Genomic DNA, 19,077 nt, shown 5'->3' on the forward strand with positions numbered 1-19,077 from the left:
CGGTGCCCGACGAGGAAGCCACCGGCGGCCACCTGCCGGGCTGGGTCAGCGCCTGGGCCACCGTCATCGCACCGGTCACCGTCCTGAGTGGACTGCTGTTCTACTTCGGGTACGTCTCCTCGCGGGCGCAGTACGAGTACTTCGGCATCGACGTGGACACCGTGGGCCTGGGCACCCAGGACTACATCATGCGCAGCCCGCAGCCACTGCTGGCCCCGCTGCTGACCTTCGTGCTGCTCGGCGCCGGGATGCTGACCGCGCATCTGAGCATCCGCCGCCGCATCGCCACCGCGAAGGACTCCGGGCAGCCACGCGCACTGCTCCCGCTCCGGCGCCTCGTCCGCGTGGCGACCGGCGCTGGGCTCGCCATCCTCGGCGGCGGGATCGCCCTACTGTTCGCCTTTCCGCTCATCGGCGAATGGCCTGGGTACGACCTGTTTACACCGCTGCTGCTGGCCGTCGGCGCCGGGCTGCTCGCGTACCGGTGGCGCCTGCGTGACCTGCTCGGTTCCGCCGCCGAGCGGCAGACCGACGACACCCTCCTGCTGCGCCGGATGATCATCGTGATGCTCTACGCGCTCGTCGCCGTGGGAGTCTTCTGGGCGACCGCGACCGTCGCCGGGTGGTCGGGGCGCGGACTCGCCCGCAACCAGGCGCGCCACCTGGACAGCCTGCCCCGCGTCATCCTCGACACCAAGGAACGGCTGCACCTGCGCTCGCCGGGCGTCGAGGAGCGCGTCCTGCCGGCGTCGCCGGAGCAGACCTTTCACTACCGGTACCGGCGTTTGCGTCTGCTCATCGTCGGCCGCGACCGGATGTTCCTCGTACCGGAGACCTGGTCAGCCAGCAACTCCACGCTCGTCGTCCCCCTCGACGAATCGGTGCGCGTCCAGTTCCAGTTCCAGAACAGCCCACCGTGACGGTTGAGTGTCGGACCTGGGCAATACAGTGCTCCGGTGCCGATTGAACGGTGGAGCACGACACAGGTTCTCGCGCTCGCCCCGGATGCCAGCTCGGCGCGGGGCGCGCAAGGGGTCAGCGGTGCCGCGAAGTGGGAGGCGTCCGGGCGGGCCGGCGACCTGATCTGGGGGCTGTGCCGTGGCAGCGGCAAGCAGCCCTACCAGGTCTGTGTCGACCTGAGCGAGCCGGCCTACCGCTGCTCCTGCCCGAGCCGGAAGTTCCCGTGCAAGCACGCGCTCGGCCTCATGCTCATGTGGTCCGCGGGCGGCGCGCTCGAGGGCGAGGAGCCCGGCTGGGTCGGCGAGTGGCGGGCGTCCCGTGCCGCGCGCGCCTCTCGCCCGGCGCCGGCCAAGCGGGCCCAGCCGAGCGAGGCGACCACGCAGCGGCGCGCCGACCGCATCGCCTCCGGCCTCGAAGATCTCGACCGCTGGCTGCTCGACCAGGTCGCGCACGGGCTGGCGGCCGCCGAGCGCTCCGGCTACGGGCCCTACGAGGCGGTGGCCGCCCGGCTGGTCGACGCCCAGGCGCCCGGCGCCGCCAACGCGGTCCGGCGGCTGGGGCGGGTCGCCGGTGTCGGCCAGCACTGGGCCGACCGGCTCCTCGGCGAGCTCGCGCTGCTGCGGCTGCTGGTGTCGGCGTACGGCCGGGTCGGCGAGCTGCCGGAGCCGCTGGCCGCCACCGTGCGCTCCCGGGTCGGCATCCCGGTGTCCACCGAAGAGGTCCTTCGCACGCCCCGGCTGCGCGACCATTGGCATGTGCTGGGCCACGCCGACGTGGCCGACGACCGGCTCGTCACGCGGCGCACCTGGCTTCGAGGCGCCGCGTCGGGGCGGTTCGCGCTGCTCCTGGCGTTCGCGCCGCCCGGGCAGGCGCTTCCCGCCGACACCGTCCCGGGCACCGTCATCGACGCCGAGCTGTGCTGGTACCCGGGCGCCCTCCCCCTGCGCGCCGTGATCGCTGAGCGACACGGGACGAGCGAGGGAGTTGGCGCGGCGGCGCCTTCTGGCGCCTCACGACCGAGCGAGCCGGGAAACACAGTTCGGGAGGCGCTGGCGGGGTGGGCAGCCGCGGTGGCCGCCGATCCGTGGTGCGAGCGGGTGCCGATGCTGCTGTCCGGTGTCGCGCTCACCGACGACCGGCACCTGGTCGACGCGGCCGGCGACGCGCTGCCGCTGACGGCGGGGCACGACGAGCCGTGGTGGCTGCTCGCGGCCAGCGGCGGCCACCCCGTCACGGTCGCCGGTGAGTACGGTCCGGCCGGGTTCCGCCCGCTCGCCGCCTGGCCGGAAGGGCAGTACGTGCCGGCGACGCCCGGCCCGAGCGGCGACCGCCGCGGTCCCGCGCTGCCCGCCGAGCTGCTGTCCACGGCGCTGGTCGGCACCGAGCGGCGCCCGTTCACCGGCGCGACCGTCGACGGGCTGCGGCTCGACGGTGGCGGCCCGGGCGCGCTGCTGGAGGGCGCCGCGGTCGCACTGGCCTACCGCCGGGCCGGCACGCTGCCCGCCGCCGGCCGGGTGCCCATCGAGCCGGCCCCGGAGGAGAGCGCCACGGTGATACCTCGTGCGGCGGCGCACCGCCTCGCGCTGCTGGTCACCGACGGCGCCGTGCCGGGTGGCACCGAGATGGCCCTCGGCCTGCTCGGCGACTGGCTGGCGCGGGCCGCCGAGCGCGGCTACCGGGTGCCGGCCGAGCTGCTGCCCGCCCTGCTCGACGCGGGCCGCCGGCGCGCCGCCCTGCGCCCCGCGCTCGCCGCCGTCGCCGGCCGCCGGGGCGCCTGGCTCGCCGAGCGCCGCTCCGACTGGCGATACCTGCTGGCCGAGAGTGGCGGCCAATGGGTCGCCGCCCCGAACCCCGACGACTGGGCCACCGGCACCCCGGGCCAGCGGCTCGCCTACCTCACCGCGGTCCGCGCCGGTGATGCCGCGGCTGGGCTCGACCTGCTCACCGCGACCTTCGACAGCGAAGATCCAGACGACCGCGCCCGCCTACTCGGCGCGCTGGCCACCGGCCTGTCGCTGGCCGACGAGCCGCTGCTGGAGCGGGCCCTCGACGACCGCCGCAAGGAGGTCCGCATCACCGCGTGCGACCTGCTGTCGGCGCTGCCCGGCTCGGCTCTGCGCCAGCGGATGGCCGAGCGGGCGCTGGCCTGCGTGCGCCTGGAGCGGCGGCCGCTCGGCCGCGACCGGCTCGTCGTGACCCCGCCCGCCGAGTTCGACGCCGGCATGCGCCGCGACGGCGTACAGCCTCGGGCGCCGCAGGGTGTCGGCCCGCAGGCGTGGCTGCTGGAAGAGGTAGTCGCGCGCACCCCGCTTGACACCTGGACCACCGCGTTCGGCATGCCGCCGGCCGACGTGCTGGCGCTGCCGGCCAACGACGACTGGTCCCTGACCGTCCACAAGGGAATGGCGCGGGCGGCCGCCGCCCAGCACGACCCGGCGTGGGCGGTCCTGCTGGCCGACACGGTCTCCGACGACGTGCTGGCCGCCCAGCTCTACGAGGCCCTGCCGCCGCCCGAGCTGGCCCGGCACGCGGCTCGGGCGCTGCGCAGCGACCCCATCCGGGCGCACCGGCTGATCTCCCTGCACACCGGTGCCTGGCCCGACGAGTTGGCCGCCGCCGTCCTGGAGGCGGTCGGGACCCTCGCCGAAGGGCAGCGGCACGCCTGGCACATCGGCGAGCTGTGCCGCAGCGCCGCCCCGTTGATGCCGGTGCACTTCGCCGAGCCCGCCGCCGCCCTGGCCGAACGGCTGCACGCAGACCACCCCGACGGCCGCCAGGCGATGCTCGTCGCCCAACTGGCCGCCGCCCTGCACTTCCGCCAAGAGATGTACGAGGAGCTCTCGTGAGTACTGAGCCAGCCGGCACGCCGGCCATCCGACCGCACGCCGAGCAGCAGTTCGCCGACGAACTGGCCGAGCTCGCCGGCGTCGACGACCGGCCGCGACCGCCGGGTTGGCGGCTGTCCCCGCAGGCCGTGGTCACGTACCTCCTCGGCGACGGCGGCAAGATCACCCCCAAGTACGTCGGCCCGCGCCGGCTCATGGAGGTCGCGGTGGCCACGCTCGCCACCGACCGGGCGCTGCTGCTGCTCGGTGTGCCCGGCACCGCCAAGACCTGGGTCTCCGAGCACCTCGCGGCGGCCATCTCCGGCGACTCCACGCTGCTGGTCCAGGGCACCGCCGGCACCGCCGAAGAGGCCGTCCGGTACGGCTGGAACTACGCCCGGCTGCTCGCCGAGGGCCCGTCCAGCAAGGCCATCGTGGCCAGCCCGGTCATGCGTGCGATGGAGACCGGCGCGATCGCCCGGGTCGAAGAGCTGACCCGCATGCCCTCCGACGTGCAAGACACGCTCATCACGATCCTGTCGGAGAAGACGCTGCCGGTCCCCGAGCTGGCCAGCGAGGTGCAGGCCGTCAAGGGCTTCAACGTCATCGCCACCGCCAACGATCGCGACCGCGGCGTCAACGAGCTGTCCAGCGCGCTGCGCCGCCGCTTCAACACGGTCGTCCTGCCGGTGCCGGCCAGCGCCGACGAAGAGGTCGACATCGTCGCCCGCCGGGTGGCGCAGCTCGGCCGCTCGCTGGAGCTGCCCGACGTCCCGCCGGCCCTCGACGAGATCCGCCGCGTGGTCACCGTCTTCCGCGAGCTGCGCAACGGCCTCACCGAAGACGGCCGCACCAAGCTCAAGTCGCCGACCGGCACGCTCTCCACCGCCGAGGCGATCTCCGTGGTCACCAACGGCTGGGCGCTCGCCGCCCACTTCGGCGACGGCACGCTGCGCCCCCGCGACGTCGCGGGCGGCATCGTCGGTGCCGTCATCAAGGACCCGGGGACCGACGCCGTGGTGTGGCGGGAGTATCTGGAGACCGTGGTGCGCGAGCGCGACGGCTGGACCGCGTTCTACCGAGCCGCCCGCGATGCCTGAGCGGTTCTACGGCATCCGCCACCACGGCCCCGGCTCGGCGCGGGCGGTCGTGGCGGCGCTCGACGAGCAGCGGCCCGACATCCTGCTCGTCGAGGGGCCGCCCGAGGCGGACACGCTGGTCAAATGGGTCGCCGACGAGCGGCTCGTGCCGCCGGTCGCCTTGCTCGGCTACGTCGCCGACGATCCACGCCAGGCCGCGTACTGGCCGTTCGCGGTGTTCTCGCCGGAGTGGCAGGCGATCCGCTGGGCCGCCGACCACGGCGTACCCGTGCGGTTCTTCGATCTGCCGTACGCCTACCGCCTCGCGGTGGAGGACGAGCCCGCGGACCGGCCGGAACGGCCGGCCGACCCCATCGGCGAGCTGGCCGCCGCGGCCGGCTACGACGACCCCGAACGCTGGTGGGAAGACGTGGTCGAGCACCGCGGGGCGCCGGCGTTCGAGGCCATCGGTGAGGCGATGGCCGCGATCCGTGCCGAGTCCGCGGAGGATCCGGCCGATCTGGTACGCGAGGCGCACATGCGCGGTGTCCTGCGTGAGGTCCGCAAGACGCACGCCAATCCGGCGGTGGTCTGCGGCGCGTGGCACGTGCCGGCGCTGACCGCCAAGGTGACAGCGGCCCACGACACCGCCCTGCTCAAGGGGCGTAAGAAGGCCAAGGTCACCTTCACCTGGGTGCCGTGGACGTACGGGCGGCTGGCGTCGTGGCAGGGCTACGGCGCCGGGGTGCGCTCGCCCGGCTGGTACCACCACCTGTTCACGACACCCGACGAGGTCGTGACCCGGTGGCTGGTCGCCGCCGCCGGAGTACTGCGCGAAGAAGGCGTCCCGACGTCATCGGCGCACGTGATCGAGGCGATCCGGCTGGCGGAGGCGCTCGCCACCCTGCGCGGCCGGCCCCTCGCCGGGCTCGCCGAGCTGACCGAGGCCACCCGGTCGGTGCTGTGCGAAGGCGACGAGCTGCGGGTCGACCTGATCGGGCGGCAGCTGGTGGTGAGCGAGCGGCTCGGTTCGATACCCGATGACATGCCCGCGGTGCCGCTGGCGCGCGACCTGGCCGCGCAACAGCGGACCTTGCGCCTCAAGCCGGAGGCCCTCGAACGCGCGCTCGACCTCGACCTGCGCCGCGACCTCGACCTGGGGCGCAGCCGGCTGCTGCACCGGCTGCGGCTGCTCGGCGTCGCGTGGGGCGAGCCGGCCGACCGCGCTGGCGGCAAGGGCACGTTCCGCGAGTCGTGGCGGCTGCGCTGGGTGCCCGAGTTCGCGATCAGCCTGGTCGAGGCCGGCGGATACGGCACGACCGTCGTCACGGCGGCCACCGCCAAGGTCGCCGAGCAGGCGCGGGCCGCCGAGAGCCTCGCCGAGGTGACACCGCTCGTCGAGGCGTGCCTACTGGCCGACCTGCCCGACGCGTACCCGGCCGTGCTGCACGCCCTCGACACCCGTGCCGCGCTCGACGCCGACGTCGCCCACCTCATGGGTGCCGTGCCGCCGCTGGCCCGCACGCTGCGCTACGGCGACGTGCGCGGCAGCGACGTTGCCGGGCTGCGCACGGTGACCAGCGGGCTCGTCGCCCGGATCTGCGCCGGCCTGCCCGGCGCCGTCACCTCGCTCGCCGACGAGGCCGCGCAGCCGTTGCGCAACCACGTCGACGCCGTCCACGCCGCGCTGGCCATGCTCGACGACGAACCGGGCGCCGTTGCGGCCCAGGAGCCCGCGCAGGCGGAGCGAGCGCCAAGATCGCTGCGCGACCGGTGGTTGGAGGCGCTCGACGGGCTCGCCGGCTCCGACCGGACCCACCCGCTGATCGCCGGCCGCGTGACCCGCCTGCTGTACGACGGTGACCGCCTCGACGCCGCCGAGACCCGCCGCCGGATGGGCCTCGTGCTCACCGCCGGCACGCCTCCGTCCGACGCCGCCCAGTGGGTCGAAGGGTTCCTGGCCGGCGGCGGGCTCCTGCTCGTGCACGACACCGCGCTGCTGTCCCTTGTGGACGAATGGTTGGCGGGCGTGGCCGCAGACTCGTTCACCGACGTGCTGCCGTTGCTGCGGCGCACGTTCGGCACGTTCGCCGAGCCGGAACGGCGGTCGATCGGCGAGCGGGTGCGCGGCGGAGCGGTCGCCGCGTCGCCCGCCCCGATTGGGCTTGACCACGAACGTGCCGCATCGGTGCTGCCCACGCTAGGCATCCTGCTCGGACGGGAGATCCACCATGTCAGTGAGTGAGCGCGGCGGCGCGGCGGCGGAACCGGATCAGCCGTCCGGCGATGACCGGTTGCGCCGGTGGCGACTGGTGCTCGGTGGCGCCGCCGAAGAGTCGCTGGGCGGGCTCAGCGGGGCGGAGTCGGCGATGGACACGGCGCTCGCGGCGCTGTACGACGGCGGGGGACAGGGCGGCCAGCGCTCCCGCTCGGCGGGCTTGGGCGCGTCCGCACCGCAGGTGGCCCGCTGGCTCGGCGACATCCGGGAGTACTTCCCCAGCACCGTCGTGCAGATCATGCAGAGCGACGCGATCGACCGGCTCAACCTCACCAGCCTGCTGCTGGAGCCCGAGATGCTGTCCGCCGTCGAGCCCGACGTGCACCTGGTCGGCACGCTGCTGTCGCTGGGTCAGGTCATGCCCGACAAGACCAAAGACATCGCGCGGCAGGTCGTCCGCCAGGTCGTCGACGAGCTCGAACGCCGGATCGCCAACAAGACCAAGGCCGCCGTTACCGGCGCCCTCAACCGCGCCACCAGGATCAACCGGCCGCGCCACGCCGACATCGACTGGCGGCGGACCATCCACGCGAACCTCAAGCACTACCAGCCCGACTACCGCACCGTCGTGCCGGAGCGCCTCATCGGGTACGGCCGGCGCACCACCGCCGTGCAGCGAGACGTGATCCTGTGCGTCGACCAGTCCGGCTCGATGGCCGCCTCGGTCGTCTACTCCGGGGTGTTCGCGGCGGTACTGGCGTCGATGCGGTCCCTGCGCACCTCGCTCGTCGTCTTCGACACCGCCGTCGTCGACCTCACCGACCAGCTCCACGATCCCGTCGAGGTGCTCTTCGGCACTCAGCTCGGCGGCGGCACCGACATCAACCGCGCGATCGCGTACTGCCAGGAGCTGGTCACCCGGCCGCGCGACAGCATCTTCGTACTGATCAGCGACCTGTACGAGGGCGGCATCCGCGCCGAGATGCTGCGGCGGGTGGCGGCGCTCGTCGACTCTGGCGTGCAGGTCGTGGTGCTGCTGGCGCTGTCAGACGAGGGTGCGCCGGCGTACGACCACGACAACGCGGCGGCGCTGGCTGCGCTGGGCGTGCCCGCGTTCGCCTGTACGCCGGACGCGTTCCCGGATCTGATGGCCGCCGCGATCGAACGCCGTGACCTGCGCGCGTTCGCGGCCCAGCAGTCGACGTGATCGGCCGCCGACCTGATCCGGCCGCGCTCTGATCCGGCCGCGGGCTGATCCGGCCGCGGGCTGATCCATCCGCGCTCTGATCAGAACAGCGTGGGTGGCTCGGCGGCCACGGGCTCGGGGAGCGGCTCCAGCTCCGGCACCCGGGTCCGCACCTCGTCGTGAAAGCGGCGGGCCAGCATCGGGGCGTCGGCGTTGTCGGGCGTGTGGATGAACACGGTGGGGGAGCGGCCCTCGCCCAGCCATTCGGCGACGGTCTCCACCCACGGCTGCCAGCCCTCGACGGTCTGCTCGACGGCGTCCCGGCCCAGGTACCGCACGATCGGCCGGTCGGTCAGCGCCACCGACCGGCGCGGCATGCGCGGCTTCTTCGTCCACGCGTCCCGCTCGGCGTCACTGGTCGGGCGGCTCCGGAAAAATACGCTGGTGTCGAACGGGATCCACTCCGCGTCCACGCTCGCCAACGCGGCTTCGAGCAGCCGGGTGGCGCGCGGATCGTCGAAGAACTCCCGGTGGCGCACCTCGACCGCGTACCGGTGCGAGGTGGGCAGCCGGCGCAGAAAGCCGGCCAGGGCGGCGACGTCGTCCGGAGCGAACGACCCCGGCAGTTGCAGCCAGAGGGCGTGAGCACGCGGTCCAAGCGGCTCGATCGCGTACAGGAACTGCCGCAGCTCGTCTTCGGCGCCGGTCAGGCGGTGTTCGTGCGTGATGGTCTTCGGCAGCTTGACGACGAGCCGGAAGCTGGGGTCGGTCTGCTTCGCCCACGACGCCACCGTGCTCCGTGCGGGCGTCGCGTAGAACGTCGTGTTGCCCTCGACCGCGTCACACCAGCTCGCGTACGCCCGCAGGCGCTCCTCGGGCGGCAGCGGGTGCGGCACGAAGCGTCCCTGCCACGGCTTGAGCGTCCACATCGCACAGCCAACATGAAGGCGCATGGTGTCGTCGTCAGCCTTTCACCCGTAGGCTACCGCCGTCATTTTGGGTAGCCCCAACGCCGCCAGGAGCGTAAAGAACTGGTCTTCGACGAGCACGGCACCGCCACCGAGAGCCGCCTCGACCGCCGCCACGCTCGGTGCGTAACCCGCTTCGGCCGCCCACGCCACGGCGTGCGGCGCGGCGATGTCGCTGGGCGGCGCCAACTCGTACAGCGGGCGGCAGGCTTCGCGGTAGCGGTTCTTCCAGAACTCGTCGAGATCCTCGGGGAGCTCCTCGTCGTCATCCACGTCGAGACGGTCGGAGTACTGCGAGTCGAGGTAGTCGACGATCGCCTCCAGGCTCAACCATGAGCTCCACCGGCCGGCCCGTGGGCTGTACCCGATGAGTTGGGCGCCGTCACTGTCCAGTACGACCGCCGCCAGCACCGGCTGGCCGGTCTGCTCCACCAGCGACTCCAGCAGGCTCTCCCGGCCGTCCTCCGCGGTCATGGGTGGGCGCCAGTCGTCGGGCGCGCGGTGCAACTGAACCGCCTGCCAGCCGTCTTGACCCGCGCCGTGCCACACAATGTGGTCGGCGAGCTCCCGCACGCCGGCGAGGGTCGGGAGCGGGCGAGCGTCGCGCGCCACAACAAAGGTTCCCCAGAATCCCACAACGGGATTATCGGATATGCGTGGGCGAGTCGTACGGGTAGGTGTCCCAGTCCCAGTCAAGCCTTTCGGGTGGGACGAGGTAGGTGTGGCCGAGGGCGGTGCGCCACTGGTACACGCCGGGTGCGATCTGGCGGTATTTCCAGTGTCCGTGGTGTTTGACTCCGTGGTCGTGGCGGCAGAGGGTGCCGAGGTTGCGTTCCTCGGTGGGGCCGCCGTGTGCCCAGTCCTTGATGTGGTCGATGTCGGCTCGGTGGGCGGGGACGCGGCAGCCGGGTGCTCGGCAGGTGCGGTCTCGTGCGCTGATGTGGTCGGCCATTTCGGCGGTTGGTCTGCGGCGGGTGACGCCGGTGTAGAGGGTGTTGCCGTCGTGGACGGTGAATCGCCATCGTCCGCGTCGTTGCTGCTCGGCGACTTGGCGTGCGATGTCGGCGATGACCGGTCCCCAGCCGGCGAGGTCTCCGGGTAGTTCGGTGAGCCACATGAGGGTGGACAGCGGCACGGTGAGCTCGACGCCGCCGCGCACCGGCCCGGTCGTGGTGCTGGCTGGGCCGGCGGTGCCAGGCGCGGTGTCCCCGCAGGCCGTTTCGCTCGACCTGGGCTGGCTGGCGGCCTCTGCCGCGCCGGGCGCATGGGCAGCCTCGGCCGTGTCGGGCGTGTGGGCGGTCTCGGCCGTGCCGGGCGTGTCGGCGGCCTTGGCTGTGCCGGGCGCGTGGGCGGCCTTGGCTGTGCCGGGCCGCTCGGTCGTGCCGTGTGCCTGGCCGGTGCCGAGCGGGTTGGCTATGCCGGGTGCCTGGCCGACGCCGGGCTGCCGGTTCGTGCCGTCGGCCTGGCCGGGGTCGAAGGGTGCGGCCATCGTCGGGGTCTTCGCCATGTTGGAGGGCGCGGCGGACAACGCGGTCGCGGTGTTCAGGCCTTCGAGTAGGTCCAGGAATGTGTCGGCGCGTAGTTGGTCCAGGGTGCGTTCGTCGTCGCCGCGGCGGGCGGCGCGGGCGATCGCGTCGATCCGCGCGGAGGCTGCCGCGGCGCGTTCGGCGGGTAGGTTGGTGCCGCCCAGGAACGCGGTGCCCTCCGGCAGCAGCCCGTGATCCAGACGCCGATCCACGACACTCTTGTCGCGGCGTATGCGGGCGGCGTCGGGGTCGATGGTGATGACCAGCCGCTGCAACCGCACCCGCAACTGCCCCGTCGTCAGACCATCCGCGACAGGCAACAACCGCGCCGCCGCCTGTCGTGCCACATCTTCCGCCAGCACGGAGAGCACGTCGCAGAACACCCGAGCCCGCGGAATGTCAATGTGCCCGGCCCGCAAAGCCGCGTACACATCAGGGAGGCGTTCGACCACATCCACAGCGAGGGTAAGTTGCTCGCCGGCGGCGCGGCGGGTCCAGCACAACGCGACCCGCACCTCATCATCCGGATACCGGCTCAACCCTTTGAGTCGCTCGACCGGGCTGTTGAAGGTGCCGGGTGGGCAGTGCGCGACTTCCACGATATCGGCCAGCAGTTCGGCTTGATCGTGGGCGACCTGACGGGCCCTGGCCTGCATGACGGTGACCATGTCGTGGCCGTTGACACACGACCGGTCGATACGCGCGAGGATCGCGGCCAACCCCGGACCGGGCGGCATCTCCGCCAGATCTTCAGGAATGACCAGCCTCTCGATCACATGTTCAATTCTATCGAAATCCACCGACATCCGTTGCCCCGCCGGCAACCCGGCCGGCGTCAGAACGGCCGTGTGTCCACAGTGGTCGGTGTCGCTGATCGTGGAAGCCTGCTGCCCCCATAGGGGCAGCTATTCGACACAGGCGCCGCAGATGTAGCGATCTTGGACCTCCCGCCTCGCAGTGTCGACGGCGTTGCCCCTTATTTAGCGCTGAGCTGTTCCATCGATCAAGGGCGTTTCCATGGATCAAGGGCAATAACACGCGGAAAAGAGATCGAACCACGTGCATTCGCCCTTGATCGACGAGAGAAGCGCACCGGCAGCGGAGCGGGGACGGGCGTGGCCGGCACGGGCGGAGCGAGGGGAGCGGGTGGAGCGAGGGGAGCGGAGTGAGGGGTGTCACCGGCTATGGGTCCATTGTGGATCGTAAGGCGGCGGCTAGCTCGGCTAGGATCTCGCGGTCGGTAGGGCGGTGCGGTTCGTATTCGGCTACGCACAGGCCGGCGAGCGTGAAGCGGGCGGCGAGTGCGCGCACCGCGGCGACGAGTTGGTCGAGTGCCAGACCGCCGGCCTCGGGTGTGCCGACGGAGCCGAATACTCCCGGATCCAGCACGTCGAGGTCAATGTGGACGTACACCGCGCCGGCGCCGGTGGCCGCGACCTCGTCGGCTACCGTGCCCGGATCGGCGAGCGCGGCCACGGGCACGTGACGGATCGACTGGGCCTCGATGAACGCTCGCTCGCCCGCGTCCAGCGCGCGTACTCCCGCCAGCACTACCTGCTCGGGGCGCAGGGCACGCGTCGGGGCCAGTTCGGAGGGGCCGTCGCCGAGGAGGGTGCGCAGAACCATGCCGTGGAAGGCGCCGGAGGGTGACGAGGCGGGCGTGTTGAGGTCGCCGTGCGCGTCGAACCAGACCACGGCCAGCCGGTCGCCGTGCCGGGTCAGGGCCGCCTCGATGGGTGCCAGGTCGACCGCGCAGTCGCCGCCGACGGTGATGACGGTCGAGCCGTGCGCGCGAGCGAGGGTGGCGCGGATCGCGTGCAGGTTGGTCGCGAGCGTGTCGAGGGCGGCGACCCCGTCGCGCGCGCCGGTGGGTTGGCGTTCCGTGTCGGCGCGCAGCCGTTCGTCGCTGGGAAAGAAGTCAGCCAGCTCCGCCGCGCCCCGCCGCAACCGGTACGCCGTGCGCGATCCCGACGCCTGCCACTGCGGTACCTCCACCACCGTCACACCCTGCATGACCCGATCCTAAATCAAGTCTTGACATCGACGCCTATTGTTGGTTGGCTGCCAAAACATCATCGATGTCCCTGTTTGCCGCCGCTTGTGTGGTCGGGCAGCAAGTCCCTTGGGCCGGGTGCGGGCGCGGCAGTGGGGCTGTTGCCAGCCGGGTGGCGCGGCGGGGCGCATCGCCACTTCCCGCGTCCACCGGGCGGCGCGCGGGTTCTCGTGAAGGGAAACCGCGACATGCTCCATCGTGTTCGTTATCGGCTTGCCGCTGGCGCCTGCGCCATGGCGGTCGCCGTCGGGCTGCTGGCCGGCAGCGCGTTCGCGGGCGAGGAGTCCAGCCGGGCAGGGCTGCCCGCCGACGACGCCGCGCAAGGCATGATCTACGGCGGCTTGACGGCCGCCAAGTCCGGCCCGTGTGCCGGCCTGTTCCAGGTCAAGGGTGTCAGCCCGGCGATGTGCACTCACGGTCCGGACGCCGCCCCGGCGGGCCTGTCGGTCAAGAGCCGTGTCCAGCCGCTCACCACCGCGCCGCTGGCCGCGAGCGCGCTGGCGGTGTGCGAGGGTGACGGCACCTCCGGCCGCCGCGTCGAGGTGCTCTACATCCACGGCTCGACCAGCCGGTACAACCAGTATCTGGAGACGTTCCGGACGCTGGCCGAGGGCGTCGACGTCATATTCAACGAGAGCGCCAAGGAGACCGGCGGCGAGCGGCACGTGCGATACGTGACGGAGACCGTCAACGGGGCCTGCCGTCCCGTCGTGCGTGACGTCCAGATCGCTGACTCCGCGCTCAACGCCAACGATTGGGCGCCGTTGCTGAACGCGGTCCGCGCCGCGGGCTACACCCGCACCGACCGCAAGTACCTCCAGTTCGTCGATGCGAGCGTCTACTGTGGAATCGGCGGGTTCGCCGGCGATACCCGCAAGAGCGACGCCAACCGGTCAAACTCGGGACCGGAGTACGCGCGTGCCGACAACGGTTGCTGGAGCGCCGGTGTGGCCGCACACGAGCTGGGGCACACGCTCGGCGCGGTCAACAACAACGCACCCAACGCCTCCGGCGCGGCCCACTGCGTCGACGAGTGGGACGTGATGTGCTACAAGGACGGCCCGAACGTCGTCATTCAGACCAAGTGCACCGACCGCTCGCACGACCAGCGGCTGGACTGCAACCACGACGACTACTACCACACCAACCCGGCCGCGGGTTCGTACCTGGCGAACTACTTCAACGTCGCCGACAACCTGTTCCTCATCAAGGGGGCGGGCGGTCCGGGCCCGGTGCCCAACGGAAACCTGGCGACGTCGGCGACAGCGTCCGCCTCGTACACCTCACCGTGGGAGAGTATCGCCGCCATCAATGACGGTGCCGAGCCGGCGCAGTCGAACGACACCGTCAACCCGCGCTGGGGCACCTGGCCCAACACCGGCGAGCAGTGGGCGTTGCTGACGTGGGCGTCCGCGCAGACGCTCACCCGGGCCGAGGTGTACTTCTTCGACGACAACGACGGCGTACGCCTGCCGGCGTCGTGGAAACTCCAGTCCTGGAACGGCAGCGCGTACGTCGACGTGCCCGGCGCGAGCGGCTATCCCGTGGCGCTCAACCAGTACAACCGGGTCACGTTCGGCTCTGTGAGCACGACCCGGCTGCGCGTGGTGCTGCAGAGCGGCGCCCAGTCCGTCGGCCTCCTGGAGGTCAAGGCCTACAGCAGCTAGTCGGGTAGGCCCCGGGCGACGGTCGCCATCGCCATCCGTACCGACGCCGTCAACTCTTCCTGGTTGGCGGTGTCGGTGCGGAAGGCGTAGTGCTCGACGGCTGCCCGCAGCGCACTATTGATCATCGCGGCCTGGATCCGGACGGTCGGGTCGTCGTCGGGCAGGCCGGCGCGTTGGGCGAGCGCGGTGGCGAAGACCGGCTCGGCGTCGTGGTGCGACTGGAGCCACACGGCGCGCAGCCCGGCCTCGGTGCGCGTGAGGCGTACCAGATTTAGCAGGGCCGGCAGGTCGGTGATGGTCTCCTGGCCCTGCGACACCAGGTCGTCCAGCAGTGCCGCCATCCCGCTGCCGGCCGGCCAGGAGCGCAGGGCGCGGGCGGTCGCCTCGATGCCGCCCGTGAGCAGGGGCAGGACGCTGCTCTCCTTGTTGGGGAAGTACCGCCAGAGCGTGCGCACGGAGATGCCGGCCGCGGCGGCGATCTCGTCGGCGGACGTCGCGGCGACGCCCCGGTCGGTGAACAGCGCGACCGCCTCGCGGGCGATCTCGAGCCGGGTCGCGGCCTTGCGCCGCTCCGTCAGCGGGGGACGCCCGGTGCGGTGAACGGCCATGTCACGCAACCTACACTATTTGTCACCGAATGACTTACTGGCACATCGCGACATTAAGTCGTAACCTCGGATCATGAGCAGTGGGCTGGAGAACAGCAGCGTCGTCGTCACCGGCGCGGCTTCGGGTATCGGGCGGGCCACCGCCCTGCGGTTCGCGCGGGAGGGCGCCAACGTCGTGGTCGCCGACCTCAACGCCGACGCCGCCAAGGATGTCGTCGCCGAGATCGAGGCGGCTGGCGGCACCGCCGTCGCGGTCGCCGGAGACCTGAGCGACCAGTCAGTCGTCGACCAGGTCGTGCGGACCGCGGTCAGCACGTTCGGCGGCCTGGACGTGCTGGTGAACAACGCCGGCATCATGGACACCATGTCGGCGGCCGCGGACGTTGCCGACGCGGAGTGGGAGCGCGTCCTGCGGGTCAACCTGACCGCGCCGTTCCTGCTGACCCGCGCGGCGCTGCCGCACATGCTGGCCAAGGGCAAGGGCGCGATCGTCAACACCGCCTCCGAGGCGGGACTGCGCGGCAGTGCGGCGGGCACGGCGTACACGGTGTCGAAGCACGGCGTCGTCGGGCTGACCCGGTCGCTCGCTGTCATGTACCGCAACGCCGGCATCCGGACGAATGCCATCGCACCAGGCGGCACGATGACCGGCATCTCGGTACAGGCCGATCCTGCCACCCTCGGACCGCAAGCCCTGGGCCCCTACATGGGGAACGTCGGGCGCATCGCCACCGCCGACGAGCAGGCCGCCGCGATCGTCTTCCTCGCCTCGGACGCCGCCAGCAACGTCAACGGTGCCGTCCTGCCGGTCGACAACGGCTGGGCCGCCGTCTAGGAGTTGCGGCGAGGGCGTCTTCGCGGGTGGCAGAGTGTCCTCATGACAGACGTCGTCGACTGGCGTGCCAAGGGTTTCTGGGCGCCGGAAGCGGTCACCGAAGACGAGTTCGTCGCCGCCAAGCACCACCTCTTCGACGGCGCCTTCACCTGGCCGGTGATGGTGGCCAACGGGCCGGCCATCGCGCGCAACATCGACACGATGGCCGGGTTCTGCGCGCGGCACGGGCTGGAGTTCGCACCGCACGGCAAGACCACGATGGCGCCGTCGCTGTTCGCCGCCCAGCTGGAGGCGGGCGCCGCGGCCATCACCGTCGCGACCGCGAACCAGGTCCTCGCGTGCCGCGCCTTCGGCATCACGCGGGTGCTGCTCGCCAACGAGCTGCTCGACCCGGTCGCCCTGCGCTGGATCGCCGCGGCGGAGGGATTCGAGGTCCTGCTGTACGTCGACTCGCTCGCCGGCGTCCAGGCCGCGGCCGAGGCGGTGACCACCACACCGCTGCGGGTCCTCGTCGAGCTGGGGTTCCCGGGTGGGCGCACCGGCTGCCGCACCGTCGCCGAGGTCGTCGACCTGGGGCGTGCGGTGGCGGCCGAGCCCCGGCTCGTGCTGGCGGGCGTCGCCGGGTACGAGGGCGGGCTGCCCGGCGCGCCTTCGGCCGGCTGGTACCTCGACGAGCTGCGGACCGCGGTCCTGGACCTCGCGGCGGCGGGTCTGCTCCCCGAGGAGGTCGTCGTCACGGCTGGCGGCAGCAAGTACTTCGACCTCGTCGCCGACCGGCTCGCCGGCCAGTGGGTGCCCGGCCACCGGCTGCGCGCCGTCCTGCGCAGCGGCGCGTACGTCACGCACGACGACGGCGTCTACCGCGAGGCGACCCCGTTCCGGCGGGTGCCCGGCGAGGGCGCGCTGGACGCGGCGCTGGAGGTGTGGGCGCAGGTCCTCTCGGCGCCCGAGGACGGGCTCGCGATCGTGGGCATGGGCAAGCGCGAGGTGCCCTACGACGAGGGCCTGCCGGTGCCCAGGTCGGTGCGCGGCGGCGACGGTGCGATGCGTCCGGCCGGCGGGCTGCGCGTCACCGCGACCAACGACCACCACGCGTACCTGGAGGTCGCCCCCGGCACCCAGCTGGAACCGGGGGATCTGGTCGCCTTCGGCATCTCGCACCCGTGCACCGCGTTCGACAAGTGGCGCCTGATCCCCGTCGTGGACGACGACTACACGGTCACCGACCTGATCCGCACGCACTTCTAACCGCGCAGGCTTCTAACCGCGCAGGTACGCCAGGACCGCCCGGACGCGGCGGTGGTCGTCTTCGTCGGGCGGCAGGTCCAGCTTGGTCAGCAGGCTGCCGATGTGCTTCGCCACGGCCGCCTCGCTGACCACGAGCGCGCGGGCGATCGCCGCGTTCGACCGGCCCTCCGCCATCAGCGCGAGCACCTCGCGCTCGCGCGGGCTCAGCAGGGCCACCGGATCGCGGCGCCGGCGCAGCAACTGCCGCACCACCTCCGGGTCGACCACGGTGTGCCCGCCGGCGACCCGGTCCAGCGCGTCGACGAACTCGATCACGTCGCCGATGCGGTCCTTCAACAGGTACCCGACGCCGCCCGTGCCCGGTCGCGCCGACTCCAGCAGCTCGGCCGCGTAGGTCTGCTCGACGTACTGGCTCAGGATCAGCACCGGCAGGTCCGGGTCGGCCTGCCGGAGCCGGATCGCGGCCTGCAGGCCCTCGTCGGTGAAGGACGGCGGCATCCGCACGTCGGTGACCACGATGTCCGGCCGGTGCGCGCGGACGGCCGCGACGAGCGCGCCGGCGTCGCCGACCGCCGCGACCACATCGTGCCCGAAGCGGGTGATCAGGCCGGTGATGCCCTCCCGGATCAGCACGCCGTCTTCGGCGACGATCACTCGCGCCATGCGTCCGGTATCCCGGCGAACTCGACCTGGAGCACGGTGGGCCCGCCGGGCGGGCTGGACAGCGCGACCGTGCCGTCGACGGCGGCGACCCGGTCGACCATGCCGGCCAGGCCGGTACCCGCGTCCGGGTCGGCGCCTCCGGTGCCGTCGTCCTCCACCCGCAGCCGCACCCTTCCCTCCACAATGGACGCGGTGACGAGGGCGCGGGTGGCGCCGCTGTGCTTGGCCACGTTGGCGAGCGCCTCGACGACGACGAAGTACGCGGTGACCTCGACCGGCCGGGGCAGGCGCCCGGGCAGGCGGATGTCGACGTCGACCGGTACCGGCGAGCGGCCCGCGACGTCCTCGACGGCCGCGACCAGGCCGCGGTCGGCGAGCACCTGCGGGTGTACGCCCCGGATCAGCTCGCGCAGCTCGGTGAGCGCCTGCTTGGCCAGCTCGTGCGCCGTGGCTAGCTGTTCGCTGAGCGGCGAGTTAGCCGGCGCCTCCAGCCGGGCCAGCCCGAGGTGCATGTTCAGCGCCACGAGCCGCTGCTGCGCGCCGTCGTGCAGGTCGCGCTCGATCCGGCGGCGCTCGATCTCGAACGCGTCGACGAGCCGCGCCCGCGACCGGGTCACCTCGACCAGCCGCTCGCCGAGATCGGTCTCGCGCGGGGCGAGCAGCGCCCGGGCAAGCGCGGCGCGGGCGCCCGCCCAGGCGGTCACCGGGTACGGCGCCGCGAGCACGAGGACGACGCCGCACAGGGCCACCAGGTACCGCAGCGGCTCGTCCGGGTCGAAGATCGGGTAGAACACGAACGTCACGGGGTACCAGACCGCGAACACGACCACCAATCCGTCCATCCAGCACAGGACGCCGCCCGAGACGATCGCGTGCCCGAACTCCCGCCAGGTCGCCTGCTCCCGCAGCCGCACCCGCAGGCGGTGCCGCCAGCCGGGCCGCTCCAACGGCTCGTGGGGGTCGCCGACCGGGTACCCGTCGACGAGGCGCAGCCGCCGCCGCTCCAGCCGGGCGACCGGGACCGCACAGGCGACGACCGGCGCGTAGGCGGCCACGCCGATGGCGAACTGCGGCAGCGTGAGCTCGCCGGCGAGCAGGTGGAGCGCCGCGAGGGGGCCGGTGCAGCCCAGCACCGCGCCGGCGGCGAGGTACAGGGCCGACCGCCACGGCCACGAACTGCGTAGGAACCGCGTCGGGCGCAGCGTGAGCGCGTCCTGCGCGGTGCGGACCGGCATGCCTCG

Annotated in this window: 15 protein-coding genes; 8 read left to right on the forward strand and 7 right to left on the reverse strand. The window is 72.6% G+C overall.

Going from position 1 to position 19,077, the window contains the following annotated elements; all coding sequences use genetic code 11:
* Window positions 1-2: 2 nt before the first annotated feature.
* Genes QMG73_RS40645 through QMG73_RS40665 form a run of 5 tightly spaced genes read left to right on the forward strand, consistent with a single transcriptional unit; the run spans window position 3 to window position 8,289 of the window.
* On the forward strand, window positions 3-920 hold the full coding sequence (locus QMG73_RS40645; RefSeq protein ID WP_281904661.1) for a hypothetical protein: 918 nt from the start codon (window positions 3-5) through the stop codon (window positions 918-920).
* Between the two features lie 36 nt (window positions 921-956).
* Complete coding sequence (locus QMG73_RS40650) at window positions 957-3,806, forward strand: SWIM zinc finger family protein (RefSeq protein WP_281904662.1); 2,850 nt, start codon at window positions 957-959, stop codon at window positions 3,804-3,806.
* The gene (locus QMG73_RS40655; protein ID WP_281904663.1) at window positions 3,803-4,885 is read left to right on the forward strand and encodes an ATP-binding protein; all 1,083 of its coding nucleotides are present in this window, start codon (window positions 3,803-3,805) and stop codon (window positions 4,883-4,885) included. Before QMG73_RS40650 ends, QMG73_RS40655 begins: the two co-directional genes overlap by 4 nt.
* Window positions 4,878-7,109 (forward strand): DUF5682 family protein, encoded by a 2,232-nt coding sequence (locus QMG73_RS40660; RefSeq protein WP_281904665.1) that lies wholly within the window; start codon window positions 4,878-4,880, stop codon window positions 7,107-7,109. Before QMG73_RS40655 ends, QMG73_RS40660 begins: the two co-directional genes overlap by 8 nt.
* On the forward strand, window positions 7,096-8,289 hold the full coding sequence (locus QMG73_RS40665; protein WP_281904666.1) for a VWA domain-containing protein: 1,194 nt from the start codon (window positions 7,096-7,098) through the stop codon (window positions 8,287-8,289). Before QMG73_RS40660 ends, QMG73_RS40665 begins: the two co-directional genes overlap by 14 nt.
* 80 nt (window positions 8,290-8,369) lie before the next feature.
* Here the strand turns inward: QMG73_RS40665 and QMG73_RS40670 are convergent, their stop codons facing one another.
* The 4 genes from QMG73_RS40670 to QMG73_RS40685 all read right to left on the reverse strand — a co-directional run bounded on the left by QMG73_RS40670 (window position 8,370) and on the right by QMG73_RS40685 (window position 12,775).
* A complete protein-coding gene (locus QMG73_RS40670; protein ID WP_281904695.1) occupies window positions 8,370-9,197 on the reverse strand; it encodes a DUF72 domain-containing protein in 828 nt (275 codons plus the stop codon).
* Window positions 9,198-9,239: 42 nt separating this feature from the next.
* Window positions 9,240-9,809: a hypothetical protein gene (locus tag QMG73_RS40675; RefSeq protein ID WP_281904668.1), complete on the reverse strand. Its 570-nt coding sequence runs from the start codon at window positions 9,807-9,809 to the stop codon at window positions 9,240-9,242.
* Window positions 9,810-9,879: 70 nt separating this feature from the next.
* Complete coding sequence (locus tag QMG73_RS40680; RefSeq protein ID WP_281904670.1) at window positions 9,880-11,538, reverse strand: HNH endonuclease signature motif containing protein; 1,659 nt, start codon at window positions 11,536-11,538, stop codon at window positions 9,880-9,882.
* 406 nt (window positions 11,539-11,944) lie between these two features.
* Window positions 11,945-12,775, reverse strand: coding sequence for an arginase family protein (locus tag QMG73_RS40685; protein WP_281904672.1), 831 nt, complete (start codon window positions 12,773-12,775; stop codon window positions 11,945-11,947).
* Between the two features lie 228 nt (window positions 12,776-13,003).
* Here QMG73_RS40685 and QMG73_RS40690 point away from each other — a divergent pair, with 228 nt between their 5' ends.
* Window positions 13,004-14,482: a hypothetical protein gene (locus QMG73_RS40690; RefSeq protein WP_281904674.1), complete on the forward strand. Its 1,479-nt coding sequence runs from the start codon at window positions 13,004-13,006 to the stop codon at window positions 14,480-14,482.
* On the opposite strand, the gene QMG73_RS40695 is transcribed toward QMG73_RS40690, so the two are convergent.
* The gene (locus QMG73_RS40695; protein WP_281904675.1) at window positions 14,479-15,090 is read right to left on the reverse strand and encodes a TetR/AcrR family transcriptional regulator; all 612 of its coding nucleotides are present in this window, start codon (window positions 15,088-15,090) and stop codon (window positions 14,479-14,481) included. The genes QMG73_RS40690 and QMG73_RS40695 overlap by 4 nt on opposite strands.
* A 73-nt stretch (window positions 15,091-15,163) precedes the next feature.
* On the opposite strand from QMG73_RS40695, the gene QMG73_RS40700 reads away from it, so the two are divergent.
* Complete coding sequence (locus tag QMG73_RS40700; protein WP_281904676.1) at window positions 15,164-15,925, forward strand: SDR family NAD(P)-dependent oxidoreductase; 762 nt, start codon at window positions 15,164-15,166, stop codon at window positions 15,923-15,925.
* A gap of 42 nt (window positions 15,926-15,967) precedes the next feature.
* On the forward strand, window positions 15,968-17,173 hold the full coding sequence (locus QMG73_RS40705; RefSeq protein WP_281904677.1) for an alanine racemase: 1,206 nt from the start codon (window positions 15,968-15,970) through the stop codon (window positions 17,171-17,173).
* Between the two features lie 12 nt (window positions 17,174-17,185).
* Here the strand turns inward: QMG73_RS40705 and QMG73_RS40710 are convergent, their stop codons facing one another.
* Window positions 17,186-17,836 carry a response regulator gene (locus tag QMG73_RS40710; RefSeq protein WP_281904679.1) on the reverse strand — a complete coding sequence of 217 codons (651 nt, stop codon included), beginning with the start codon at window positions 17,834-17,836 and terminating at the stop codon, window positions 17,186-17,188.
* Window positions 17,824-19,071 (reverse strand): sensor histidine kinase, encoded by a 1,248-nt coding sequence (locus tag QMG73_RS40715; RefSeq protein WP_281904681.1) that lies wholly within the window; start codon window positions 19,069-19,071, stop codon window positions 17,824-17,826. The genes QMG73_RS40710 and QMG73_RS40715 overlap by 13 nt, the downstream gene beginning before the upstream one ends.
* Window positions 19,072-19,077 lie beyond the last annotated feature (6 nt).

Origin of the sequence: Phytohabitans aurantiacus (assembly GCF_027923225.1) — a bacterium.
Taxonomy (GTDB): domain Bacteria; phylum Actinomycetota; class Actinomycetes; order Mycobacteriales; family Micromonosporaceae; genus Phytohabitans; species Phytohabitans aurantiacus.